Origin of the sequence: Bowmanella dokdonensis, from assembly GCF_017254865.1 — a bacterium.
Classification (GTDB): Bacteria; Pseudomonadota; Gammaproteobacteria; order Enterobacterales; family Alteromonadaceae; genus Bowmanella; species Bowmanella dokdonensis.
The window spans coordinates 202946-224830 of sequence record NZ_JAFKCV010000002.1 but is presented as its reverse complement, the minus strand read 5'-3'; the positions used below and the strand labels follow the sequence as shown (position 1 = coordinate 224830).

Below are 21885 nucleotides of genomic sequence, written 5' to 3'. Positions count from 1 at the left end.
TTTTAACAGGCCTGTCAGGCGGCCCTTGATTTGGAAGGCTTCTTCTTGCCTTCGTCCAGGAGACTCTTGTCGGCCATGAGTTCTTCTGAGTCAAAATCATCGACGTTAATGGTACGCAGGCGCTCGGTTTCTGCACGCTTGAGCAACTCAGCTTCTTGTTCGCTCAACACGCCCAGTTCCAGGCCCCTGCCAGCTACCTTGTCCAGTTGCCAGAATGGCAAACGTTCACCAGCCGCCTTGCAAACCTTATCGTACAAAGGCTCGGCGGCCAGTATGTCATCCAGAGCCTGTTCCAGCATGCCGAAGGGATTGTTTTCCTCGCGACTCAGGTACTGACCCTGTCCCAGTCTGTCGCGGCTGTCACAAGGGGTCTGAAGGATCTGTGCGACCTTGTGATCCAGCTTGTCAGACGGGCGGCTGTAGCGCTTGCCAAACGGCATCACGATCAGCTTAAGTGCAACGCCCAAGAGTCGTGAAGGGAAGTTCTCCAGCAGCTCTTCAATGGCGATCTCAGCCCGGTGCAGGCTGTCCTGCATGCCCCAGTGAACCAGTGGCAGATCGGCTTTCTGACGCCCTTCATCGTCATAACGCTTAAGCACTGCTGTGGCCAGGTACAGATAGCTGAGCACATCTCCCAGCCGGGCGGACAAGCGCTCTTTGCGTTTTAATTCTCCCCCCAGTACGCCCATGGCAACGTCTGAAAGGAAGGCCAGGTTACTGGCATAGCGTTCGATGGACTGATAATAGCCTTTGGTTTCATCTTTGAAAGGGGAGGCTGCAAATCTTGCTCCCGTGATGGCAAACCAGAAACTGCGCACTTTATTGCTGATAGTAAAGCCAATATGGCCGAACAGGACCTCATCGAATTCCTGCAGGGCCTGATGCGGATCCGTATTCTGGGCCGCATACAATTCCTTCAGGACATAGGGGTGGCAACGCATGGCTCCCTGGCCGAAGATCATCATATTGCGGGTCAGAATATTTGCCCCTTCCACTGTAATGGCAATGGGCGCCCCCTGATAACCGCGGCCTATATAGTTATTCGGGCCCAGGATTATGCCCTTGCCGCCGTGAATGTCCATGGAGTCGTTGACGACCTGGCGCATCTTCTCGGTCAGGTGGTATTTACAAATGGCTGAAATTACCGAGGGCTTTTCACCCATGTCCAGCGCTTTGGTCGTCATGCTGGTTACGGCATCCATCAGATAGGCATTACCGCCGATGCGTCCCAACATTTCCTCGATCCCTTCCATTTTACCCACAGGCAGTTTGAACTGGCGACGGATACGGGCGTAAGCACCCGTGGCCAGGGCAACCGATTTTGTACCGCCGGCCGAATTGGAGGGCAGGGTAATACACCGACCCACGGACAGGCATTCCACCAGCATTCGCCACCCCTGGCCTGCCATCTTGGGTCCACCGATAATGAAATCCAGGGGGACGAAGATATTCTCCCCTCTGATGGGGCCATTCTGAAATGGAATGTTCAGTGGGAAATGACGACGGCCAATGTCCAGCCCTTCGGTGTCCGCCGGAATAAGGGCACAAGTAATGCCCAGGTCTTTCTCCTTGCCGAGCAGGCCTTCAGGATCCTGGAGCTTGAAGGCCAGTCCCACTAAAGTGGCGACGGGGGCCAGGGTAATGTAGCGCTTGTTGAAGGTGAGCTTCATGCCCAGTACTTCCTTGCCCTGATATTCACCTTTGCAGACAATACCCACATCCGGGATGGCGCCTGCATCGGAGCCTGCTTCGGGGCTGGTCAGGGCGAAACAGGGGATTTCCTCTCCTTTGGCCAGACGCGGCAGGAAGTGGTCTTTCTGTGCCTGTGTTCCATAGTGCTGCAGCAGTTCACCAGGACCAAGGGAGTTAGGCACACCCACGGTGGAGGCCAGCACAATGCCGGAGCCTGACAGCTTCTGCAGTACCCTGGACTGGGCGTAAGCGGAGAATTGCAGGCCGCCGTACTCCTTCTTGATGATCATGGCAAAGAATTTATTATCCTTCAGGTATTGCCACAGCGCAGGAGGTAAATCGGCTCTTTTGTGGTTGATTTCCCACTCATCCGCCATACGACAGGCCTCCTCAACGGGCCCATCAAGAAAAGCCTGCTCTTCTGCACTCAGTCTGGCCTGGGGGATACTGTGCAGTTTTTGCCAGTTAGGGCGGCCACTGAATATTTCGCCATCCCACCAGACGGTACCCGCATCAATAGCTTCCTGTTCAGTGCGTGACATCTCGGGCATGATCTTGCGGTACATACGGAGGATCGGCGCACTGATGTACTGTTTGCGAAGGGTACTGATATTTAAGGGTAAGGCGACCAGCAGGAACAGGATCCATGACAGCTCACCGACATGGCCCACCACGGTGCCCAGGGTGAGAATGGCCGCCACCACCAGGGTGACTACGTTCAGTTTGAGCCGCCAGTAGCTTGCCGCACCCAGGGCAACCAACACCAGTAACAGCCAGAAAAGACTTTGCATGATAACTCCAAAAATAAGAGGTCAGACCAGATATGAACGAGAAAATAGGCTGTTCGGATCAAAAAATCAAGGGGAATCGGAATAAAGCCAACAGAAGTGCGGAAGCTCTGCTTGCCTCAAAGGCGGCTGTCAGTGGGCTGCGGAGGGCGACGCCGCTCCGTTGATTTGCTGATAGTGACTAAGCTGAATATCGGCCTGTTCATCGCCGTCCTTGAACTGATGCAGACGTACCATTTGATAGTCCAACCCAGGGGCAAACCAGATATAGGTCTCCCTGCGGCTGCCTTCGCGGACTTTCTCGACCTTGATGGCTGATACTTTGCCATAGGGCAGTGTCAGTTCTTCGGTGCCTATCACGCGGAACTCCTGTTCACGGATCTCGCCCCGGTCACTGACTGTCTGGTAGACAAAGGATCGGCGTCCTCTGGCCAGTCCCATCCGGACATCCAGTTGATACAGTTGGTTATCAATTTCGTTGTGCCAGGGCAGCCGGGTTTCCTCACCGATAATGATCTGGCGGCCTGATTCGTCAAACCGGACGCTGAGTTGCTTGTCCTTACCGGTTCCGGAGCGTTCAAAATGATAACGGTAAGGGATGAGGCCATCGGCTGTGAGCTTGAACAGACTCTCTTCGCTGCGTGTGTCCGACAGGAACAGAAATGAGGCGTGAGAACGGTACTCCAGTTTGTACTGGTCCCGTCCAAGATGGGTAAGCTTCTGTTCGGCCTGACCCAGTTCCATGCCGGAGCGGTAAGCGATGTAATGGGCCTCAAAGGGCACCAGCTCAGAAGCAGAAAGGGGCAGACAGGCCAGCAACCAGACCAGCAGTAGGATCAGTTTATTCCGCTGCATAACCCTCTGCGGGAATTGGTTTTCCATCCACTTGCACTTCGCCATTCTCCATTTTCACCCTGTCCTGACAGAACCATTTTACGACCAAGGGATACAGACTAAGTTCCTGTTCTCTGACCCTGGCAGCCAGTTCTTCTGCCGTATCGTCACTGAATACGGGCACCCGGGACTGGATTATAACAGGTCCACCGTCCAACTCTGGGGTGACAAAATGCACTGAGACGCCATGTTCGGTTTCCCCCGCATCGATGGCGCGCTGATGAGTATTCAGCCCTTTGTATTTTGGCAGCAGGGATGGGTGGATATTGAGCATGCGCCCCCCATAGTGCTCGACAAAACGATCACTGAGAATGCGCATAAAACCGGCCAGCACCAATAAATCCGGTTGATGACGATCAATTTCCTCCATCAGCGCCAGGTCGTAACTCAGGCGATCAGCAAAATCCCGATGGCTCAGCACGACAGTTGGGATATTGGCTTCCTGCGCCCGGTGCAGGCCGAAGGCGTCGGCCTGATTGGAGATAACCGCCCTTATACGGCCTTTGATCTGGCCCGCTTCGATAGCGTCGATAAGGGCTTGCAGATTGGTGCCGTTTCCGGATATCAGTACAACAATGGATTTCATGGCTCAGCGGATCTCGACCTGCTTGTCATCCGTGATGGTGTCCACCTGTCCCAGCAGCCAGGCACTCTCCCCCTCGTCATTGAGCAACGTCACCGCCTGTCCGGCCTTGTCCGCCGGCACCGCGATGACCAGACCCACGCCGCAGTTGAATGTACGGTACATCTCATGGGTGGTCACATTTCCCTGTTCCTGCAACCAGGTAAAAATGGCCGGCCACTGCCAGCTGTTGCCATCGATAACGGCCTTGGTATTTTCAGGCAGGACCCTGGGAATGTTTTCCCAGAAACCGCCGCCGGTAATGTGTGAAATGGCGTGTACCGGCAGGGCTTCGATCAGTTTCAATACCGGCTTGACATAAATGCGGGTGGGTTCGAGCAAATGGTCGATAATCGCCTTACCCTCAAGGGGTTGGGCTGGATCGGCCTGGCTGACTTCCAGTATCTTGCGGATCAGCGAAAAGCCATTGGAATGGGGACCTGAAGACGCCACAGCAATCAGGGCGTCACCGGCTCGCACCTTGCTGCCATCGATCAGATCTTCCTCTTCGACCACGCCGACACAAAAGCCGGCGATATCGTAATCGTCGCCATGGTACATACCGGGCATTTCTGCCGTTTCGCCACCGATCAGGGCGCATCCAGACAGTTCACAGCCTTTACCTATGCCCGTGACCACATCTGCTGCAGTATCCACGTTAAGTTTACCCGTTGCATAGTAATCGAGGAAAAACAGCGGCTCTGCACCCTGTACAATCAGATCGTTGACGCACATGGCGACCAGATCGATTCCCACGCCGTCATGACGCCGATGATCCATGGCCAGCCTCAGTTTGGTTCCGACACCATCGGTTCCGGACACCAGCAATGGCTTGCGGTATTTCTGTGGAATGGCGCAAAGTGCTCCAAATCCTCCGAGGCCGCCCCTGACTTCCGGGCGTTGAGTTTTGCGGGTGACGCTTTTGATGCGCTCCACCAACTGATTACCGGCATCAATATCGACACCGGCGTCTTTATAACTCAGGGAAGGCTTGGACTGGCTCACGATTGACCTCTTACTGGACGGGGTAAAAATTGGGGCGGATCTTACCAGCTATTGACCAGCTTGGGTATCCGCATTGCAGGCAATCCAGAGAGTATTGACTCTGTCTGCAGGCTATAAAGAAAAGATGAAATTTGTTGGCTTTTCAATAACAATAACGCCTTTATCAGAGGGGAGAAGACATAAGGCATGAATAAGATTGGCTGGTTTGGGGTAATCTGGTTGTGGTGCGTGAGTGCCCAGGCCGCCTTGGTCACCAATCTGTATGACGCCCGGGTGCCTATAGCTCAGCAATCCAGCAGGGCCCAGCAGCAGGCAGCCAAGGACGCTTTTGGCCAGGTACTTGTCAAGATCCGTGGCAATCGCGATATCCTCGACAGCGAACTGGTACGCTCCAAGATGGAGCAGGCGCAGGATTTTATCCGTCAGTACCGCTTCGACAGTCAGTCCGGTCAGTACTATTTCATTGCCAGCTTCGACCCGTCCAAGGTGGACGAACTGGTCCGTTCTGCCGGCTATCCCGTGTGGGGAAGCAGGCGACCGTCTACGCTGTTGTGGCTGGCCAGCCAGGAAGGTGGGAAAGACCAGCGCAGCATTTTGTCTGAACAGTCCACCGAATCCATGCGGACAACAGTGATGGACACTGCACGGCTGCGCGGTATTCCCCTGAATCTGCCGCTGATGGATCTGGACGATTTGTCACAGGTCGGGGTTTACGATATCTGGGGACGTTTTATCGACAGACTGGCAACGGCAGGTAATCGTTATCAGGTGGAAGCCGTATTGTCGGCGCGTTTGTACCCCATTGAACGCCAAACGGACTTACCCGGCTCTCTTGAGCAGGAGGTTGCCGCTGCTGCAAACACACAGTGGCAGCTTGACTGGAATTTTGCCCTGGGTCAGGAACGTGAGCAGGGAAGTCTGAGTGGAGAGGACAAGCAGGCCCTTTTGGCAGAATTGATCAACCAGCATGCGGATCGACTGGCGGCCAGGTTTGCTGTTGGCGCCGAGGGAGAGGGTGCCAGCGTGGCGGTACTGCAATTCAGCAATGTGCAGGATCTCGCCACTTATGTAAATATCAGCAAGGTGCTGCTCAGCCTGTCGGTGGTCTCGCATGTCGGCCTTGACAGTATTGAAGGTCACAGCGGAAGCTTCAGGGTCAGACTGCTCGGTTCCGAGCAGGACCTGCTTAATGCCATTTCCCTGGAACGCCACTTTCAACGGCAACTGGATGCCTTCGGCCAGCCGGTGGGGGAATTGCAGTTTATTTGGGTTCCCTGATGAGCAAGCAGCTTTTTCTGCCATTGCAACTGCCGGATGATGAGACCTTTGAGAGTTTTATTGCCGGAGACAACCAGATGGTTATCAGTCACCTGCAAAACTGGTTTGCCACACACACTAATGCTCCTTTTCTGACCTATATCAGTGGTGAAGCCGGCGCCGGGAAAAGCCATCTGTTATACAGCCTGTGCGCGCAGGTGGCCGGGTCAGGCCAGACATGCGCCTATATCAGTTTTAAACGGATTGAAGAGCTGCATCCGGATTTTCTGACTGATCTGGAACGGGTAAAGCTTATCTGTCTGGATGATATCCACCTGCTGGAAGGACAAGCCGATTGGCAGCGGGCCGTTTTCGACCTCATCAACCGGGTCAAGGAAGGGGGCGACGGGAGGTTATTGGTCAGTGCATTGCAGGGACCGGGGCAATTGCCTCTGGATCTGCCGGATCTTCGTTCACGACTCAGTTGGGGAGTAAGCTTTCATCTGCGTCCGTTGGATGATGAACAGCGGCTTGCGGCTTTGCGAAGCCGGGCTAATCGACGTGGTATCAGTATGCCCATGGAAGTGGGGCGCTTTCTTTTGAACCATTGCCACCGTGATATGCCCACTCTGCTGGCGGTGCTGGATAAGCTGGACAAGTCCAGTCTACAAGCCAAACACCGCTTGACCGTTCCCTTCGTCAAGAAAGTCCTGAATCTCTGACTTTAGTGGTGGACGGGTCTGTCCAGCGGCTTTGTCTGCCTGACAGTTTCGTTTTTCATTTGTCCGGGGGATTCTGCGGTTGTCAAATCCACTGTCTGTCGCCAGGGAATCCCGGCCGGTAAGTCCTGAGGAGAGGGCAGTTGTTGCTGGATACTTCGCGCATTCAGCCCGGGCAGTACATCTTCCACCACGCTGGCAACCCGGGGCTGAATATGTAACTCATTCAGACGATCCCGCTGACCCCAGGTCAGTCTGGCTTCCTCATTGTCCAAAGTGCCAATTATGGCCACATCGGCCGCCACACCAAGCCGGTAGGCCATCATGAACTGCTCAAACGTATTGGCGAAGTCTTCCTGGGGTGTGGCGTAACTGTAATAAGTGACCGCCACATCCGGGCTGAAGAACTGCTGAATGTCATCTGCCCCGAGGGATTTTTGTGCCTCGCTGGCGGTGGCACCAAAGAAACTCACCTGCGCCAACTGCGCCATCGCATCTGACTGCAGGGGATACTGTTGGCTCAGATGCTGGGAACTGGCGATGCGGTCATTGCCCGCACCCAAGGGGGTCTGAGCGTCGGATAAGCCTGCCCAACTAAAATAAGGGAAAAAGTCATTGGCATGAGCCAATTCGTGATAGAGCAGCCAGGACAATCCCGCCTGCATATGAGACAGTTCGCGTGGCTGGCGAAGGGACGGCGGATAGCTGACCAGGTAGTAGCGGTTGTCTTTAACGTAACGCCAGGGCATCTGAAACTGCAGGGCGTCGCCAAAGTTTGCCCGATAATCCGCAGCGGTATTTAGGGTGTCCCGCTGCTCTGGCGTCAGCCAGAAATTGGCCCCATCAAGATAAATGGCACCGGTAGCCGTCCAGTAAAAGGAAGGGCGGATATCGTAGGAAATGACTATGGCCGTGGTCGCCCGCAACAGCTTCAGAAAATCCTCTGCTGCCGGTGAAGTTTGCAGGAACAGGGCGAAATTCTCGCCCATCCAGTCATGTGATACCACCAGCCTGTCGAGTACGTCCTCAATATCCGGTGATTCTGTTTCACTGCCCAGCATCGGCAGAGCAGAGAAGGGACAGGACTCATCCAACTGATTGGTATAGGTACAGCTAACCAGCACCTCGGCATAGGGCGAATCTGTTCGGTAAGCATGTACTTCAGTGGTCACGATCTCCCCTCCCTGACGCACATAACGGGGGAAGAACCCATCCGGATTAATGGGTGCAGCCTTGACCAGTATCCAGGCAGTGTCCTTCAGCCGCGTGCCGTCATCCAGAATGATCTCTGCCTGCCATTCAAGCAATGTATCCCGGTTGACCCTCGGTGCCCTGAAATATATCTCCTGGCCTGTGGTTTGGAAGCTGACTGAGGGGCCGTCAGTTTGCTGCCAGGTCAAATTGCCGTTATCCTCAATGCCGTCGCCATCGGCCCTCAGGGACACATCTGCGCCCTGGGAGGCCATATGATCCAACCGGATATTTATGCTCGCTGCCTGCGGATCCTGCGCGGTGAATTGCCAGTCAAGACTCTGCCGGCTGCCCTGACGGGTAAAGTTGACGCGAAAACCATAGTCGCCTGCAGCCGGAACATCGAAGCCAAAAACCTGGCTTTTGGCGCTTACCTCAGAGACTGAAGGGCCCTGCGTCTGCTGCCACTGCACTTGCTCCAGCCCGCCCTCTGCCAGCAGAATCAGGGCCACAGACTCACCGCCGGCGGCCGATGAGGGGCCGATAATCTGGGGACTGTCCGTCGGGCCGGGGACCCGTCCGCTGTCCTCTCCTGAACCTCCACAGGCGCATAGCAGCAATGAGCACAGCAGAATAGTCGCTTTCATCTGGCAGATTTCTGCTTCTTAAGGCCCAGTCCCAGTTCACGGCCCCTTAGCCTGGCGTAAAAACTGCAACCGATAAAGGCAAGGCTTGCCAGCAATGTTTCCAGCGCCGCATACCAGGCTTCCTTTTCCAGGGCATAAATGCCGGTAAGGCCATGCAGAAGGTAAAACATCAGAATAAAGTTTGCCCAGGCATGGGTATAAGGTTTGCCCTGAATCAGTCCCCGGAGGGGCAGCAAAAGCGGGACAACCCACATCAGCAGCAGAAATACCGCCGAATACTGGCCTTCTTCGCTCAGTACAAAATGCCAGAGCACCACCCAGCCGAGAAGCCCCAGATAGGCACTTAACGCCAGCAGGCGAAAAAATCGGGTTTTGGCAGACAAATATTATTCCTCTTTCAGTTTCATGGCGACAGCGGCCAGCCGTTTGCCTTGGGCAATGCACAGGGTTTGTTCCGTTTCGCTCAGCCTGGGCTGGTTATCAAGACCTGCATGGTGACTGGGGCCATAGGGAGTGCCACCGGTCTGTGTATTGTTAAGCTCAGGGTTGCTGTAAGGAGTCCCCATAATCAACATGCCGTGGTGTAGCAAGGGCAACATCATACTCAGCAGCGTCGCTTCCTGCCCCCCATGCAAACTACCGGTGGAGGTAAATACGCAGGCAGGTTTGCCGGCCAGTTGCCCCGACAACCACAAAGACGAGGTCCCATCCCAGAAGTACTTCATTGGGGCGGCCATATTGCCAAACCTTGTGGGGCTGCCCAGGGCCAGGGCGCTGCACTGCCGCAGCTCGTCCAGCGTGGCATAAGGATCTCCTGACTGGGGAACGGAGGGCCTGCTTTCGCCCAATTGGGTGCTGACCTCAGGTACGGTACGCAGCCGGGCTTCAAGGCCTGACTGCTCGATACCCTGTGCTATGCGATAGGCCAGGTTGCGGGTACTGCCGCCACGGCTGTAGTAAAGGATAAGGGCAAAGGGCATCACAGAATATCCAGTACCTGCTCTGGGGGGCGGCCGATCCTGGCCTGGTCACCCTTGATAACCACAGGACGTTCCAGCAGAACAGGGTACTCAACCAGGGCTTGCAGCAATCTTTCCTCTGACGCCTGTTTCAATTCCAGTTCCCGGTATAGTTCTTCTTTTATCCGCATCATTTGCCGGAAAGTGTCCAGGCCGAGCTTATTTTTTAGCACCATCAGCTCCTGGGCTTTCAGAGGGGTCTTCAGGTATTCGGTGACCTGAGGTTTGATGTCTCTTTGCTCCAGTAATTGCAGGGTCTGGCGACTTTTGGAGCATCTGGGGTTATGCAGAATTTGAATTTGTGACATGCTTGTTGGCCTGTTTGAAATTCCGGACGGACATTCTAACCAGTCGGGCCTTAGGAGGACAGTCGTTTGCTGCAAAAAGCTATTTTGGTCATAGGGGGGCTGGTGGCTTTGGTGACGGGGTTGGTGGCTTACCACTGGTCTGAACCTGACTTCAGTACGCTGGATGGTGAGGCGGTCAGTTGGTCTGAACTGCAAGGGCAGGTAGTTGTCATCAATTTTTTTGCCGAGTGGTGCGCCCCCTGCCTTAGGGAGTTGCCTGAATTGAATCGCTTTGCGGGGATGATTGAGGGGCAGAATGTCCGCCTGTTTGGCGCAAGCTTCGATCAAGTGAATAATGATGAACTGAGCAAACTTAAAGAAAAGTATCAGATTGGCTTTGACCTGATCCTGTCACAACCGCCCGCCAGGCTTCCACTTGAAAGGCCGAATGCCCTCCCTGCCACCTTTATCATTGGTCCGGATGGCCGGGTGCTGAGACAACTGATGGGCGAACAGCACGCCGATAGCCTGCTAGATACGGTATTAGAGTTTCTTTAAACGGTTTTCCGCCTCGCGAAACTGATCGATACGGGCACGAATACGCTGTTTCTCCAATGTACTGTCGGCAGTGAAATTATAGGCTGTTTGCAGCTCGTCGATGGCCCGGGTATAGGCAGCCACCAGGGCATAGACTTCCGCCTTTGCCTGATGCATCTCCATCATCTGCCGTCCTTCCCCATATGCATCTGCCAGCAGCTGATAAGACAACAGATGATCCGGGTTAACCAGCAGATAGTCTTTGAGGACCCGCGCCGACTCCTTGTGCTGCCCGTCCTTGATCATGGCGTTGGCCAGATTCAGTGCCAGTACACGATTACGGGGCTGTTTCTGGATATGCTCCCGCAGCACCTTGATAGCCAGGGAAGGGTTATTCTGTGCCAGTGCAATATCCGTGTAGGTGTCCAGGTAGAAAAGATTCTCCGGATCCACCGCCATCAGCTTTTCAATGATGGGTCTGGCCTTGTCCGGCTGCTCGGTATCCAACAGGGTCAGTGCCAGTCCGTATTGAGCCGCCCTTTTTTCCACCTCAGGTAGCTCCTGATCAAGCTGGGTCAGAAAATATTGACTGTTGTAAGCGCGGCTGTCCGAATAACGGGCCAGGATCCTGGCACGAATCAGATGGAAAGAAGAGCTTGGCGGCAGGCGTACCGATTCATAGAGGGACAGTCTGGCGCGGGCATCGGCAATCCGGCTCTCTGGCATGGGGTGGGTCAGCAAAAATGCCGGCGGCCGTGACTGATGGCGATACTTGGCTGCCATCTTGCCAAAAAAGCTGGCGGCGGCGCTGGGATCATAGCCTGCCCGGGCCAGTATTTCGATGCCCACCCGGTCGGCTTCCTTTTCATTGCTGCGGGTATAGTTGATAGAGGCCTGCTGACCCGCTGCCTGACTGGCACTTATCGCTGCTATGCCAGCCTCAGGATTGGCCACTGCCAGCAACATGCCGCCCAGCATAGACACCAGTTGCAAAGGTGAGGTGCGTTGCCGGGCTTCCATACTTCTGGCCAGGTGCCGCTGTGTAACGTGCGCAATTTCATGGGCCAGTACCGAGGCCAGCTCACTTTCGCTCTGGGCTTCGATTATCAGGCCGGTATGCACCCCCACATGGCCGCCATAGAAAGCAAAGGCATTGATCTCGTTGTTGGCAATAGGAAAAAACTTGAATGGAAATTTGGCATTGTCTGCCTGTGCTACCAGCCGGTTGCCCAGATCCTGAATATACTCTTCCAGCAAGGGGTCATTGACGATGGGGGCCTGCCCCCTGAGTTGTCGCATCAGGGCCTCGCCCACCAGCAACTCCTTATCGATACTGATGGCATTGGAGGCCACCACACCGATTTCGGGGAGTTCATTCTTATCGTTATCGAGTCTGGCCTGGGCCATACAGAGGCCGGAAAACAACACCAGAGGCAGAAAGAGACGTCTTAACATACTTTCCATATTCTATCAGGGGTCCGGATGGCTTTGAGCGTCAACATCACCCATTGGTTCCCTAGTCATTCATAACTGAACTATACCGATTTTTTTGCCGACAAGTTATATGAAATCGGCATTTCTCATGGCCAGGTGGTACACAGAAAAAATACCTCTCTTTTATCAGGCCCGGGAAGCAAATTGTGGTTTTTTGCCTGTATTATCCCCGGTATGATAAGCGCCCATGCAGATTCGCGAGGTTGTTTTTTGCAAGCACTGGATATTTCGGAACTGACCTGTCCACTGGCGCTTTTAGAAGTCAAACGCTGGTTGGCCGGACAGTCGCCGGGACGGCAGCTCACTTTGATCCTGCGACATGCCTCAGCAGACAATCAGGATGTGATACGCTGGCTGAGCAGCCGGGGAATCAGTGCCAGTTCCCAGTCTATGATTGCAGGTCGGTTGTATTTTCATTTCACCCACAAGGACATTTGATGTTAGAGCTGTTTAACGGTTGGTACAGGCGTAAGTTCTCCGATCCGGCTTCGGCCACCTTGCTGATTATGCTGGTGCTGTCCTTTGCGGTGTTGATTTTCTGGGGTGACATGCTGGCCCCGGTCCTGGTCGCCATTATTATTGCCTATCTGCTGGAGTGGCCGGTAGCCAAGCTGAATGCAATGGGGTTGGGCAGGACCACTGCCACCAGCCTGGTACTGATATTGTTTATCAGCATCTGTATCCTGGCAATGATCGGGCTGGTGCCAGTGGTCTGGAGACAGGGGATCAACCTGTTGACCGAGTTGCCGCAAATCTGGTCCGAGGCGCAGGCCTGGATTTCCACCTTACCTGACAAATACCCCGGACTTTTGTACCGAACGGATATAGATAATGCGTTGAAGGGAGTAAATGAAAGGGTGGTGGGCCTTGGCGAGGACATTATCACCGCGTCCCTGAGTTCCATCGTCAGTCTGGTGGCACTGATGATCTATTTTATCCTGGTGCCGCTGATGGTGTTTTTCATCCTCAAGGACAGAGGTGAGCTGTTAGCGAATATTTCCGGCATCATGCCCAAGGACAGGAGACTGCTCAAACAAGTTGGCCACGAAATGAACGGACAAATCATCAATTATATTCGTGGCAAAGTGATTGAAATCCTGATTGTCGGCACGGTTTCCACCCTCACTTTTGCCCTGATGGATTTGCGTTACTCTTTGTTGTTGGGTGTGCTGGTCGGGCTGTCGGTGCTGATACCTTATATAGGGGCGGCCGTAGTCACTTTTCCCGTGGGTATCGTGGCGCTGTTCCAGTGGGGCCTGACGCCTGACTTCTGGTATCTGATGATCGCCTACGGCATTATCCAGGCGTTGGACGGTAACCTGCTGGTGCCCCTCCTGTTCTCTGAGGCGGTTAGCCTGCATCCCGTCTATATTATTCTGGCTGTATTGTTCTTTGGCGGTTTATGGGGTTTCTGGGGGGTGTTTTTTGCCATCCCGCTGGCAACCTTGGTGAAGGCCGTGTTTAACGCCTGGTCTGAAAAAAGCCATCTCAAAGAGTCGGCAGGGCAGGCCTGACGGCCTGCTAACTTTTTGCATTATCCCTTGAGGTAATCCAGCACCACCTGATGGTGATCTTTGGTTTTAAACTTATCGAAGACTTTTTCGATCTTGCCCTGTTCGTCAATCAGAAAGCTGATCCTATGCAACCCGTCGAATTCCCGGCCCATGAATTTCTTGGGCCCCCAGACACCAAAGGCGTCGGCAACCTGATGATCCTCATCAGATAGGAGGGTGAAGTTGAGGCTCTCTTTTTCGATAAATCGGGGCAGGCGTTTTACTGGATCGGGGCTGATTCCGAGCACGACAGTATTCAGTTTGTCCAGCTCTGTTTTGCTGTCGCGCAGGCATTGGGCCTGGACAGTGCAACCTGGTGTCATGGCTTTGGGATAAAAATAGACCAATACCTTTTTGCCTTTAAAGTCATCCACTGACACGGGCTGGTTGTCCTGGTCGGGCAGAGTAAAGCTGGGGGCCGGCTGTCCGGCTTGAATGGTTTTCATTGTCACCTCAGTGTTTTTCCTTAATGGTTCCATGCAGGTTAAGCTCATCAAGCTTACCTTCAAATGCCTCTTTGACCTGATTGAGATCCGTGCCCTTTGGCATGCTGACGACCATCTTGCATTCGACCATTTCCGAACCACTTTGCGGATCCGGAAAGGTATTCTGTCTGAACGCGCTGATGGTGATATCAAAGTGGGCGAAGAACGCTGTGATTTCACGAATCACGCCAAGAAAGTCCACGCCGGACACTTCCACATCTGCCAGGTAGGCCAGGTCCTGCCTGTGATGTTGTCTGGTACGCTTCATCATGGACAGCAGATCATTCTGCTGGCACACCTGCGGTATCTGCAGCTCGGCCTTGATAATGGCACTCTGGGTTCCTTCCAGAATCATGGTCAAAGAAAAGTCCTGTCCGTAGACCGCTTGCCTGCTGTCCAGTATGTTGCAGTTACAGGCGCCAACCGTAGCGGCCAGCGTGCTCAGGATACCGACTTTGTCGGTACCCAGAATGGTCACGATGAGTTGCTGTTTCATATGAATCTGTAGAGTTTTCAGAAGGCGGGAAGTCTAACATAAACTGGCCGTTTCTCTATTGGCCGGCTGCCAAAGCGGGTTAATTTTTTACCACGGCGAGCGAATTTTCCGACATTCGGGACGCGCTTTGCCATGACTGCAATTGTCGCTTGTTTTTGCGGGGGTAGGTCATTACCATTAGGCGCTTATTTTCCCAGGAGCAAGCATGTTCAAAGGTAGTATTGTAGCATTGGTCACCCCTATGGCCGAAGATGGCGAAATTCACTATGCCGCATTGCAGCAACTGGTGGAATTTCATATCAAGGCCGGTACCAATGGCTTGGTGGCAGTGGGGACTACCGGCGAATCAGCAACCTTGCCTATCGATGAACATATTCAAGTGGTGCGTAAGACGGTGGAGTATGCGGCCGGCCGTATCCCTGTTATCTCAGGAGCAGGGGCCAATTCCACCTCCGAAGCCATAGAATTAAGCCAGGCCTCTGCCGAGGTGGGGGCTGACGGGCTGCTCAGTGTCGTTCCCTATTACAATAAACCCCAGCAACGCGGCCTGATAGGTCACTTCGAAAAAGTTGCTGATGCCACAGACCTTCCAGTGCTGCTGTACAATGTGCCAGGCCGCACTGTCACTGATATGCTGCCTGAGACAGTGGCCGTATTGTCGGGACACAAACGTATAGTGGGCCTTAAGGATGCGACCGGCGATATCCAGCGCCTGAAGACCATGCAAAGCTTGCTACCTGAAGATTTCATTCTGCTCAGTGGCGATGATGCCACCGGTTGTGAGTTCATGCTGCAGGGCGGGCATGGGGTGATTTCTGTCACTGCCAATCTGGTGCCTGACAGAATGGCCAGGCTTTGTGCCGCCGCGACCGCCGGGCAGTCTGTGTTGGCCAGGGAAATTGATGGACAACTGGCCGAACTGCATCAAGCACTCTTTATCGAGCCCAATCCGGTCATGCCCAAATGGGCGTTGTACAAGATGGGTTTGCTTCCCAGCCCCATGCTTAGATTACCCATGGTGGAGCCGGAACTCATTCATCAAAAGGCTATCGAACAAGTCATGCAAAAAGCCGGCGTAATTTCCTAAGGAGTGCCAATGTATCGTTTTTCTCTGCTGACTTTAATGCTGGCAACTGGACTGGCAGGATGCAGCTCCTCGCTGGAGCGTCGTACAGCCAACGGTGAGTTCGACTATCTGCAGGAGCAGCAGCGGGTCAATTTTAAGGTGCCCCAGGGTTTAAATCCCCCTCCTGAATCTTCCGAATATCAGGTACCGAAAATCGGTCAGAACGCCCCCGCCAACCTGGTGGGCCAAAAGCTGGAAGTGGTTTCTCCTGCCCTGGTGCTGCCTCTTGTTACCGGCTCCCACGTTGAAGAGGGGCAGCGTTCAGCCACCATTTTCTTCGACCAGGTGGACGACAGTCAGCCCCTGGATACCGCTGTGTGGAACTCTCTGCTGGGCTACCTGGAAGAGCAGGGGATTGGCGTGGACAGCTTTGATAAGCAAAGTGGCCGGCTGGTCACCGACTGGATGCTGATGGAGACCGAGCTGGATTCCGGCTGGTTTGATTGGACAACCACCGAACGCAGTATTGGTCGTCGGTTCGAATTTCTGCTGGAAATGAAACCCCATGGCCGGACGGCCGCCCTGAAGGTTCAGCTTAAGGATTACCTGGAAACCGTAGGTGAGCAAGTGCGCTCGGGAGAAGACCTGGATGCAGAGGCCAGGCGCCGTAATGAAGTGGATGTGCTGAACAAGGTCATCGGTCATTACGAATCCCAGATCCAGATTGCCGATGCAAGAAGAGTCCAGCAGCTCAGGCAGGGTCTGGAGATGCAGATGGGCTTCAATGCCGATGGGGACCCGGCTTTTATGGTCGATGGCGACTATGATATGACCTGGACCCGCACCCAGTTGGTTTTGCGCAAGTTGGGCTTCAACGTAAAAGATTTGGACAAGTCCAATGGGCTGTTATTTGTTTCCTATGAGGGGCCTGACAGCAGTTGGTGGGACAGGTTGTGGGGAAGTGACAAAGGCCTGCCGATGGAGCGGGAAGATTATCGCCTCAAGCTGGCAAAAATAGGCGAGAAGACGTCTATTACCCTGATGGACGATGAGAGCAAGCCCGTAAGTGCCGATCTGCTGACCAGCATCTACCCTGAATTTTCTCAGACCATGTCCGCCAGCAACCTGGATATTTAACTTTAAGAGACTGACAAGATGGAAAAGCGCGCTGAACTGTACCGTGGCAAAGCCAAAACCGTATTTGCTACCGACGATGCCCAACGACTGGTATTGCACTTCAGAAATGACACCTCTGCCTTCGATGGCGAAAAAATCGAACAGCTTGACCGCAAGGGAATGATTAACAACAAGTTTAATCACTTTATTATGTCCAGGCTTGAAGCGGCTGGTGTGCCGACACAGGTGGAAGCGCTGCTTAGTGATACGGATTCACTGGTCAAGAAGCTCGACATGATCCCGGTGGAATGCGTGGTCAGAAATCGTGCGGCTGGCTCTCTGGTGCGTCGACTTGGTATTGAGGAAGGCAAGGAACTGGTACCGCCAACCTTTGAATTTTTCCTGAAAAATGATGCCTTGCACGACCCCATGGTGAACGAATCCCATATTCGTACCTTTGGCTGGGCAGATGATGCGACGGTGGAGAAGATGAAGGAACTGACCTTCAGGGTCAATGAAGTACTGAAAAAGCTCTTTGATGAAGCGGGTCTGATCCTGGTCGATTACAAGCTGGAGTTTGGTTTGTTTGACGGCGACGTGGTGCTGGGTGATGAGATCACTCCCGATGGCTGTCGTCTGTGGGACAAGGAAACCCTGAAGAAGCTGGACAAGGACAGATTCCGCCAGGGGTTGGGTAATGTCGTCGAGGCCTACGAGGAAGTGGCCAGCCGTCTGGGTGTGAAACTCGATTAAAATCAGTAATCCGATTGGTATAAGAGATTACCTTTAAGAAAACCTGCTGCGGCAGGTTTTTTTGTCTCCTTGGGCCGCCCCTTTTTAAGGGGCAATAAAAAGGCTCCCTGAGGAGCCTTACCATTACAAAGGTTGCCGGCAATCAGGCCCGAAAACGCCTGCGCAGCAGGACCCAGGGCGCCAGTAACAGGGTCAGCCAGCCCATGCTGCCGCCGCTGCTTCCCCCGCCAGTGGGTGGGGTAGTGTCATTCTGGTTGGTAACGACCACAGTAGAATTGGCACTACTGGTCGTGGTGCCGTCACTCACTGTTACCTGAAACTCCAGAACAGCATTGGCATTGACTGAAGGGGCCGTAAAGCTCAGGGTAGCCGAGTCAGCCTCGGTCAACGTGGCCGCAGGCCCACTTACCTGGCTCCATTGATAGGTAAGGGTGTCACTGTTTCTGTCCGTTGCCATAGCCTCAAGTGTGCCTGAACTATTTTCTGCCACTACCGTATTATCAGGAACTGTTACCAACGGCGCCGCGTTGTCACAGTCCGCTGAATCTCCGGCTGTCACATTGCTGAATACCGGGGTGGTGACATTGGTCAGTTGCACATTGTCGATGAACCAGCCGAATTCGGATGTCGTGGCATCAGAAGCGATTCTGAAACGCAGTCTGACTTCATTGCCATTTAATGCACTGCCAAAGTTGATGCTTTCCCGGTTACCGGCAAAAGTGGCGAAGCCATCTGTATTCCAGTCGGTGAAGACCGCGCGCCCGGACAACGCTGCGGAGGAGTCGTCAATGATGACCCCATTGTATCCAACACTGAACTCACCACCCATTTGTGTGACGTCAACCCAGTCGTTGTTGTTAACGCTGATTTCCACCACACCGCCGTCCCAGCCGTTTTCCAGCCAGTAGAAATGCCAGAAGCTGACCTCAAAGTCGCCATCCGTACCCACAGTAAATGGGGCTGTTTCATAGGCGACATCTGACTGGAACCCGTTGTTAAGCAATAACATGGTTTGTTCTTCAAGATCTACGTCTGGATTGTAGCCCTGGAAAAAGCCGGTGTTATCCGTGTCGATCACCCGGGTCCCCACGGCCAGGTCGTCTCCTTCCATGATATTTTCCTGCCAGTCATTCAGCAGACTGAGGCTCTCCATATCGTCAAAAGCGACGCCATCGACAGGCTCCCTGGGATCAAAATGCATGTTCACCAGGGCACTGATGCTGCCCGCCGTGGCTTCGACTATATCGTCGCCATCTTCCAGTTCCGGGAAGGTGACCTGGATCTCCAGCTCTTCGCCAATACCGGCTTCATTCAGAGTGAGCATGACAGTCTTGGCCGCTGAGGTTTCGAAGGGTTCCAACGGATCAAATGTAATCAGACCGTTGTTTTCGAAAGTCACATCGTGATCGCTGGTCACCACTAACTGTGCCTGGACAGCATTCAGGGTCTCACTGCCGACGTTTTTGATGGCGACGTTCACCGTTCCCGTTTCGCCTACATCCAGGATGCCGTCATTGGTGCAAAAGCCAAGCTCCTCACCGTTGTAGTCGGCATTGATGTCTGCATCGGCCAGCGTATAGGTGGCCAGTTCGGTAGCAAAGGATTCGGTGACGCCGGTAAGGTTCTCACTATATCTTTCCGGGGGTACGGCTCCCAGTCCCATTCCCCTTTTGGCGAAGGCCGCCAGCATCAGGCGATAGTCATTCTGATCATTGGCAAAGGCTGCCGCCAGTATGGCATCCCTTGCTTCCGTATAAGTGGGAGCGATCGGCGTCAGTTTGTAGCCGGCAACCAGATAGTCTGCCATGCGTTTTTGAGCAATGTTAAACCCGTGCTTGTTGATCAGTGCAACATAGCTTTCCCACAACATGGTCGCCCAGACTTCGCCGGCCGCGTGAGGGGATTCCACACTGGTGTCGGGGATGCCTATGTCACCGCCGGCTCCTTCAGTAATATGACGGAAAGACAAGGGGTTGATTTCCATATCGGTGGAGTAGGGCAGACGACGAATACCCCGCCAGAAAGCTTCCACATAAGTGCCGGTGGCATAGGCACGCTGGAACTGGTCATTGTTGAGCAGTTCAATATCGGACTTTCTGGCAATAAACATCAGGGAATGGAAATCCCCCCAGCCTTCACCCATGGCATCGCCCTGGAAGTTGATCAGTCCTGAGGCATTGCCGACCAAACGGTTACTGATATAGTGGCCCCATTCGTGGGCGATGATACCGTTGTCTAAGGTCGAATCCTTAAGCAGGAACTTGTTGACCATCTCGACGGTCACTGTTTGCTCCATATCAAGCAGATCATAGATTGCCTGACCTTCTTCAAAATTTAATCCGACGCTGGCAATTTCCACCTCTGGATCTTCGCCGCCCATTGGAGCAGGCGTACCATCATCGTTGTTATTCACAACGAGGGCGCCTATTGCGCCGGCTTTTTGTGCATTGAGGACCTTGACGGTGAAATTACATTCGCCCCGATTGACGATAGCGATCTTGCCAGCCAACTGATCCGGATTGGTGGCTTCACTGCAGCCGTCCATATTCAGTCCGGTTTCCGGATCACCTTCGTCAAACATAACGGCCACATTTCCCGAGAACCGTTCGTACTGCTGGGGACCGAAGGAGGCCACCTGGCTAGATTCCAATACGCCTATTTCCGGGTGTGAGGTCACGGTTGCGCCAAAATCTTCACCGATGACCGCATCCTTACTGTTCCAGAGGTACTGCTGCATACGCGGGCTGGCGCCGTCAGCCGGAGTGAACATGTTGGCGTTGTTCAGGCCGGAATAATCCTGTGCCTGCGCCTCAAGTGGATCCCCTTCTACTCCACCCCTGCCGTAGTTATCCAACTGGGCATTGCCAGACGCCTCATCAAAACCATGATCGTAATAAAAATCGTGCAGGAAGTTATTCATATAGAACAGGTTGACGATGGCAGCCTGCCGATTGCCCATACTGCTGGGAGATTCCTCGTCGCTTAACTGATAATCAAATGTGTTAGGCGAGGTGACATCGGCGGTGAAATCCCCCTCTGTAAAGCCTTGAGGAGCGACCACATCCGCGTAGGCAAAGACGTTATTGCCGGATGTGGTGGTGGCATCTTCATCAAGCCAGGGATCCTGCGTGCTGATTTTTCTGTAATGGGAGAGGGTTACCAGTGGCGCCTCAAGGATTTCGGTTTCGTCAATCTGCACCGGGGTTTCCGCCGGCAGTACATCGCCATGGGGACCCTCCCAGGGATAACCATTTCTCTCTGCATAAACACGGTAGGTAAATTCATTGGCATGTGCCTGAAGGTTCTTGCGGTATAAAATATCGCCACTTTGGGCGTCAATGACAAAACTGAAATACTGGCTGTCGACTGCGGCCTTGTCAGCGATTTCTGCTTCCACATAATATGCCGCAACGAGCTTGCCTTTCAGTTCGTAGAACACCTTCTTGGCCCTGGGCTGCCCCACCACCTGCTTGTCTGAATCCAGTGCTTCGGCTTCGAAGTGCACATAGCCGTTGGATTCGTTGCTTTTGTACAGGTTCACCTGAGCACCGGCCAAATCAGTAAAAGCCTTCTGCACGGCCATCTCGGCGCTGGTAAAGCTGCCCAGTAACTTCAACAGGTTACGCTTATCCGGGCTTTGAGCCAGGTAACCTGATCCTGCAACGAGGTTCAGTTCCCGATCCATGGCCACATTGTACTCGCGGTTGAAGACTTCAATCCCCTGAATACTCTGGCGGAACTTGGCCACAATGGCTCCACGTTGTATATCGTGCAGGGACTGCAATTTCACTTGGCTGATACCGGCCTTTGCCGACCCCATGCCGGTCAACCGGTTGAGATAATATTCCGCTGCATACTGGCTGCGTTGCTCAGGGGCAATGAGTGACAGATTCGGTCTGCTTCTGTTGGCGTCCGCCCAGATAAAGGTGGCCTTGCCCAGATTGGCATCATACTGACTTTTTGCGCCAGAAATACTTGGTCTCTGTGCGAGCGCTTTCTGGGCCGTAGAGACCAGCCCGGGACCTTTAACCTGGCTGCTGGCGTCAAAATTGGTTCTGTCTGTCATGGCGATAGCGGCGGAACTTAATGTCCCTGTGGCCAATGCAGAGGTGATCAGGGTCGCGATCATGGTCGGACGAAAATGTTTCATTCATGTTCCCTTTAAATACTTGTTGTCGCCAGCTAAGCCAGCCTCTTGTTATAGTCCTGCCCTGCCGGGCAGAACCTATCATCTAACTCGATAGATTAGCCAATTGCAACCTCA

The 21885-nt window shown here is 53.7% G+C and carries 20 protein-coding genes; 8 read left to right on the top strand and 12 right to left on the bottom strand.

What is annotated here, in order from left to right; all coding sequences use genetic code 11:
- Positions 1 to 14: 14 nt before the first annotated feature.
- The 4 genes from fadE to purM all read right to left on the bottom strand — a co-directional run bounded on the left by fadE (position 15) and on the right by purM (position 5001).
- Positions 15 to 2483 carry an acyl-CoA dehydrogenase FadE gene (gene fadE, locus J0A66_RS04180; protein ID WP_206572536.1) on the bottom strand — a complete coding sequence of 823 codons (2469 nt, stop codon included), beginning with the start codon at positions 2481 to 2483 and terminating at the stop codon, positions 15 to 17.
- A gap of 129 nt (positions 2484 to 2612) precedes the next feature.
- Positions 2613 to 3335 carry a DUF3108 domain-containing protein gene (locus tag J0A66_RS04175; RefSeq protein ID WP_206572535.1) on the bottom strand — a complete coding sequence of 241 codons (723 nt, stop codon included), beginning with the start codon at positions 3333 to 3335 and terminating at the stop codon, positions 2613 to 2615.
- Positions 3322 to 3960, bottom strand: a complete 639-nt coding sequence (gene purN / locus J0A66_RS04170) for a phosphoribosylglycinamide formyltransferase (RefSeq protein ID WP_206572534.1) — start codon at positions 3958 to 3960, stop codon at positions 3322 to 3324. Before purN ends, J0A66_RS04175 begins: the two co-directional genes overlap by 14 nt.
- A gap of 3 nt (positions 3961 to 3963) precedes the next feature.
- Positions 3964 to 5001 carry a phosphoribosylformylglycinamidine cyclo-ligase gene (gene purM / locus J0A66_RS04165; protein WP_206572533.1) on the bottom strand — a complete coding sequence of 346 codons (1038 nt, stop codon included), beginning with the start codon at positions 4999 to 5001 and terminating at the stop codon, positions 3964 to 3966.
- 186 nt (positions 5002 to 5187) lie between these two features.
- Here purM and J0A66_RS04160 point away from each other — a divergent pair, with 186 nt between their 5' ends.
- The gene (locus J0A66_RS04160) at positions 5188 to 6279 is read left to right on the top strand and encodes a DUF2066 domain-containing protein (protein WP_206572532.1); all 1092 of its coding nucleotides are present in this window, start codon (positions 5188 to 5190) and stop codon (positions 6277 to 6279) included.
- Entirely contained in the window at positions 6279 to 6980 is a 702-nt protein-coding gene (gene hda / locus J0A66_RS04155; protein WP_206572531.1) for a DnaA regulatory inactivator Hda, read from the top strand. The genes J0A66_RS04160 and hda overlap by 1 nt, the downstream gene beginning before the upstream one ends.
- A gap of 2 nt (positions 6981 to 6982) precedes the next feature.
- Here hda and J0A66_RS04150 read toward each other — a convergent pair whose 3' ends face one another.
- From J0A66_RS04150 to arsC, 4 genes are read right to left on the bottom strand one after another with little or no spacing between them, the layout of a single operon-like run.
- A complete protein-coding gene (locus tag J0A66_RS04150) occupies positions 6983 to 8815 on the bottom strand; it encodes a hypothetical protein (protein ID WP_206572530.1) in 1833 nt (610 codons plus the stop codon).
- Positions 8812 to 9198 carry a DUF2069 domain-containing protein gene (locus tag J0A66_RS04145; RefSeq protein ID WP_206572529.1) on the bottom strand — a complete coding sequence of 129 codons (387 nt, stop codon included), beginning with the start codon at positions 9196 to 9198 and terminating at the stop codon, positions 8812 to 8814. The genes J0A66_RS04150 and J0A66_RS04145 overlap by 4 nt, the downstream gene beginning before the upstream one ends.
- Before the next feature lie 3 nt (positions 9199 to 9201).
- Positions 9202 to 9795 (bottom strand): NAD(P)H:quinone oxidoreductase, encoded by a 594-nt coding sequence (gene wrbA / locus J0A66_RS04140; protein ID WP_206572528.1) that lies wholly within the window; start codon positions 9793 to 9795, stop codon positions 9202 to 9204.
- Entirely contained in the window at positions 9795 to 10142 is a 348-nt protein-coding gene (arsC, locus tag J0A66_RS04135) for an arsenate reductase (glutaredoxin) (protein WP_206572527.1), read from the bottom strand. The genes wrbA and arsC overlap by 1 nt, the downstream gene beginning before the upstream one ends.
- Positions 10143 to 10208: 66 nt before the next feature.
- On the opposite strand from arsC, the gene J0A66_RS04130 reads away from it, so the two are divergent.
- Positions 10209 to 10679: a peroxiredoxin family protein gene (locus tag J0A66_RS04130; protein WP_206572526.1), complete on the top strand. Its 471-nt coding sequence runs from the start codon at positions 10209 to 10211 to the stop codon at positions 10677 to 10679.
- Here J0A66_RS04130 and bepA read toward each other — a convergent pair.
- Positions 10665 to 12065, bottom strand: coding sequence for a beta-barrel assembly-enhancing protease (bepA, locus tag J0A66_RS04125; protein WP_241264034.1), 1401 nt, complete (start codon positions 12063 to 12065; stop codon positions 10665 to 10667). The genes J0A66_RS04130 and bepA overlap by 15 nt on opposite strands.
- Before the next feature lie 297 nt (positions 12066 to 12362).
- Between bepA and J0A66_RS04120 the strand changes: the two genes are divergently transcribed.
- Complete coding sequence (locus J0A66_RS04120; RefSeq protein WP_206572524.1) at positions 12363 to 12590, top strand: sulfurtransferase TusA family protein; 228 nt, start codon at positions 12363 to 12365, stop codon at positions 12588 to 12590.
- Positions 12590 to 13666 (top strand): AI-2E family transporter, encoded by a 1077-nt coding sequence (locus J0A66_RS04115; RefSeq protein ID WP_206572523.1) that lies wholly within the window; start codon positions 12590 to 12592, stop codon positions 13664 to 13666. Before J0A66_RS04120 ends, J0A66_RS04115 begins: the two co-directional genes overlap by 1 nt.
- Positions 13667 to 13686: 20 nt before the next feature.
- Here the strand turns inward: J0A66_RS04115 and bcp are convergent, their stop codons facing one another.
- Together bcp and J0A66_RS04105 are read right to left on the bottom strand one after the other, a co-directional pair.
- Positions 13687 to 14151 carry a thioredoxin-dependent thiol peroxidase gene (gene bcp / locus J0A66_RS04110; protein WP_206572522.1) on the bottom strand — a complete coding sequence of 155 codons (465 nt, stop codon included), beginning with the start codon at positions 14149 to 14151 and terminating at the stop codon, positions 13687 to 13689.
- Positions 14152 to 14158: 7 nt separating this feature from the next.
- Positions 14159 to 14686, bottom strand: coding sequence for a glycine cleavage system transcriptional repressor (locus J0A66_RS04105; RefSeq protein ID WP_206572521.1), 528 nt, complete (start codon positions 14684 to 14686; stop codon positions 14159 to 14161).
- A gap of 205 nt (positions 14687 to 14891) precedes the next feature.
- On the opposite strand from J0A66_RS04105, the gene dapA reads away from it, so the two are divergent.
- Genes dapA through purC form a run of 3 tightly spaced genes read left to right on the top strand, consistent with a single transcriptional unit; the run spans position 14892 to position 17621 of the window.
- Positions 14892 to 15773, top strand: a complete 882-nt coding sequence (gene dapA, locus J0A66_RS04100) for a 4-hydroxy-tetrahydrodipicolinate synthase (protein ID WP_206572520.1) — start codon at positions 14892 to 14894, stop codon at positions 15771 to 15773.
- 9 nt (positions 15774 to 15782) lie between these two features.
- Positions 15783 to 16889, top strand: coding sequence for an NlpB/DapX family lipoprotein (bamC, locus tag J0A66_RS04095; protein ID WP_206572519.1), 1107 nt, complete (start codon positions 15783 to 15785; stop codon positions 16887 to 16889).
- Positions 16890 to 16907: 18 nt separating this feature from the next.
- Positions 16908 to 17621 carry a phosphoribosylaminoimidazolesuccinocarboxamide synthase gene (purC, locus tag J0A66_RS04090; protein ID WP_206572518.1) on the top strand — a complete coding sequence of 238 codons (714 nt, stop codon included), beginning with the start codon at positions 16908 to 16910 and terminating at the stop codon, positions 17619 to 17621.
- Positions 17622 to 17763: 142 nt separating this feature from the next.
- Here the strand turns inward: purC and J0A66_RS04085 are convergent, their stop codons facing one another.
- Positions 17764 to 21771, bottom strand: coding sequence for a rhombosortase-dependent M36 family metallopeptidase (locus J0A66_RS04085; RefSeq protein ID WP_206572517.1), 4008 nt, complete (start codon positions 21769 to 21771; stop codon positions 17764 to 17766).
- Positions 21772 to 21885: the final 114 nt, after the last annotated feature.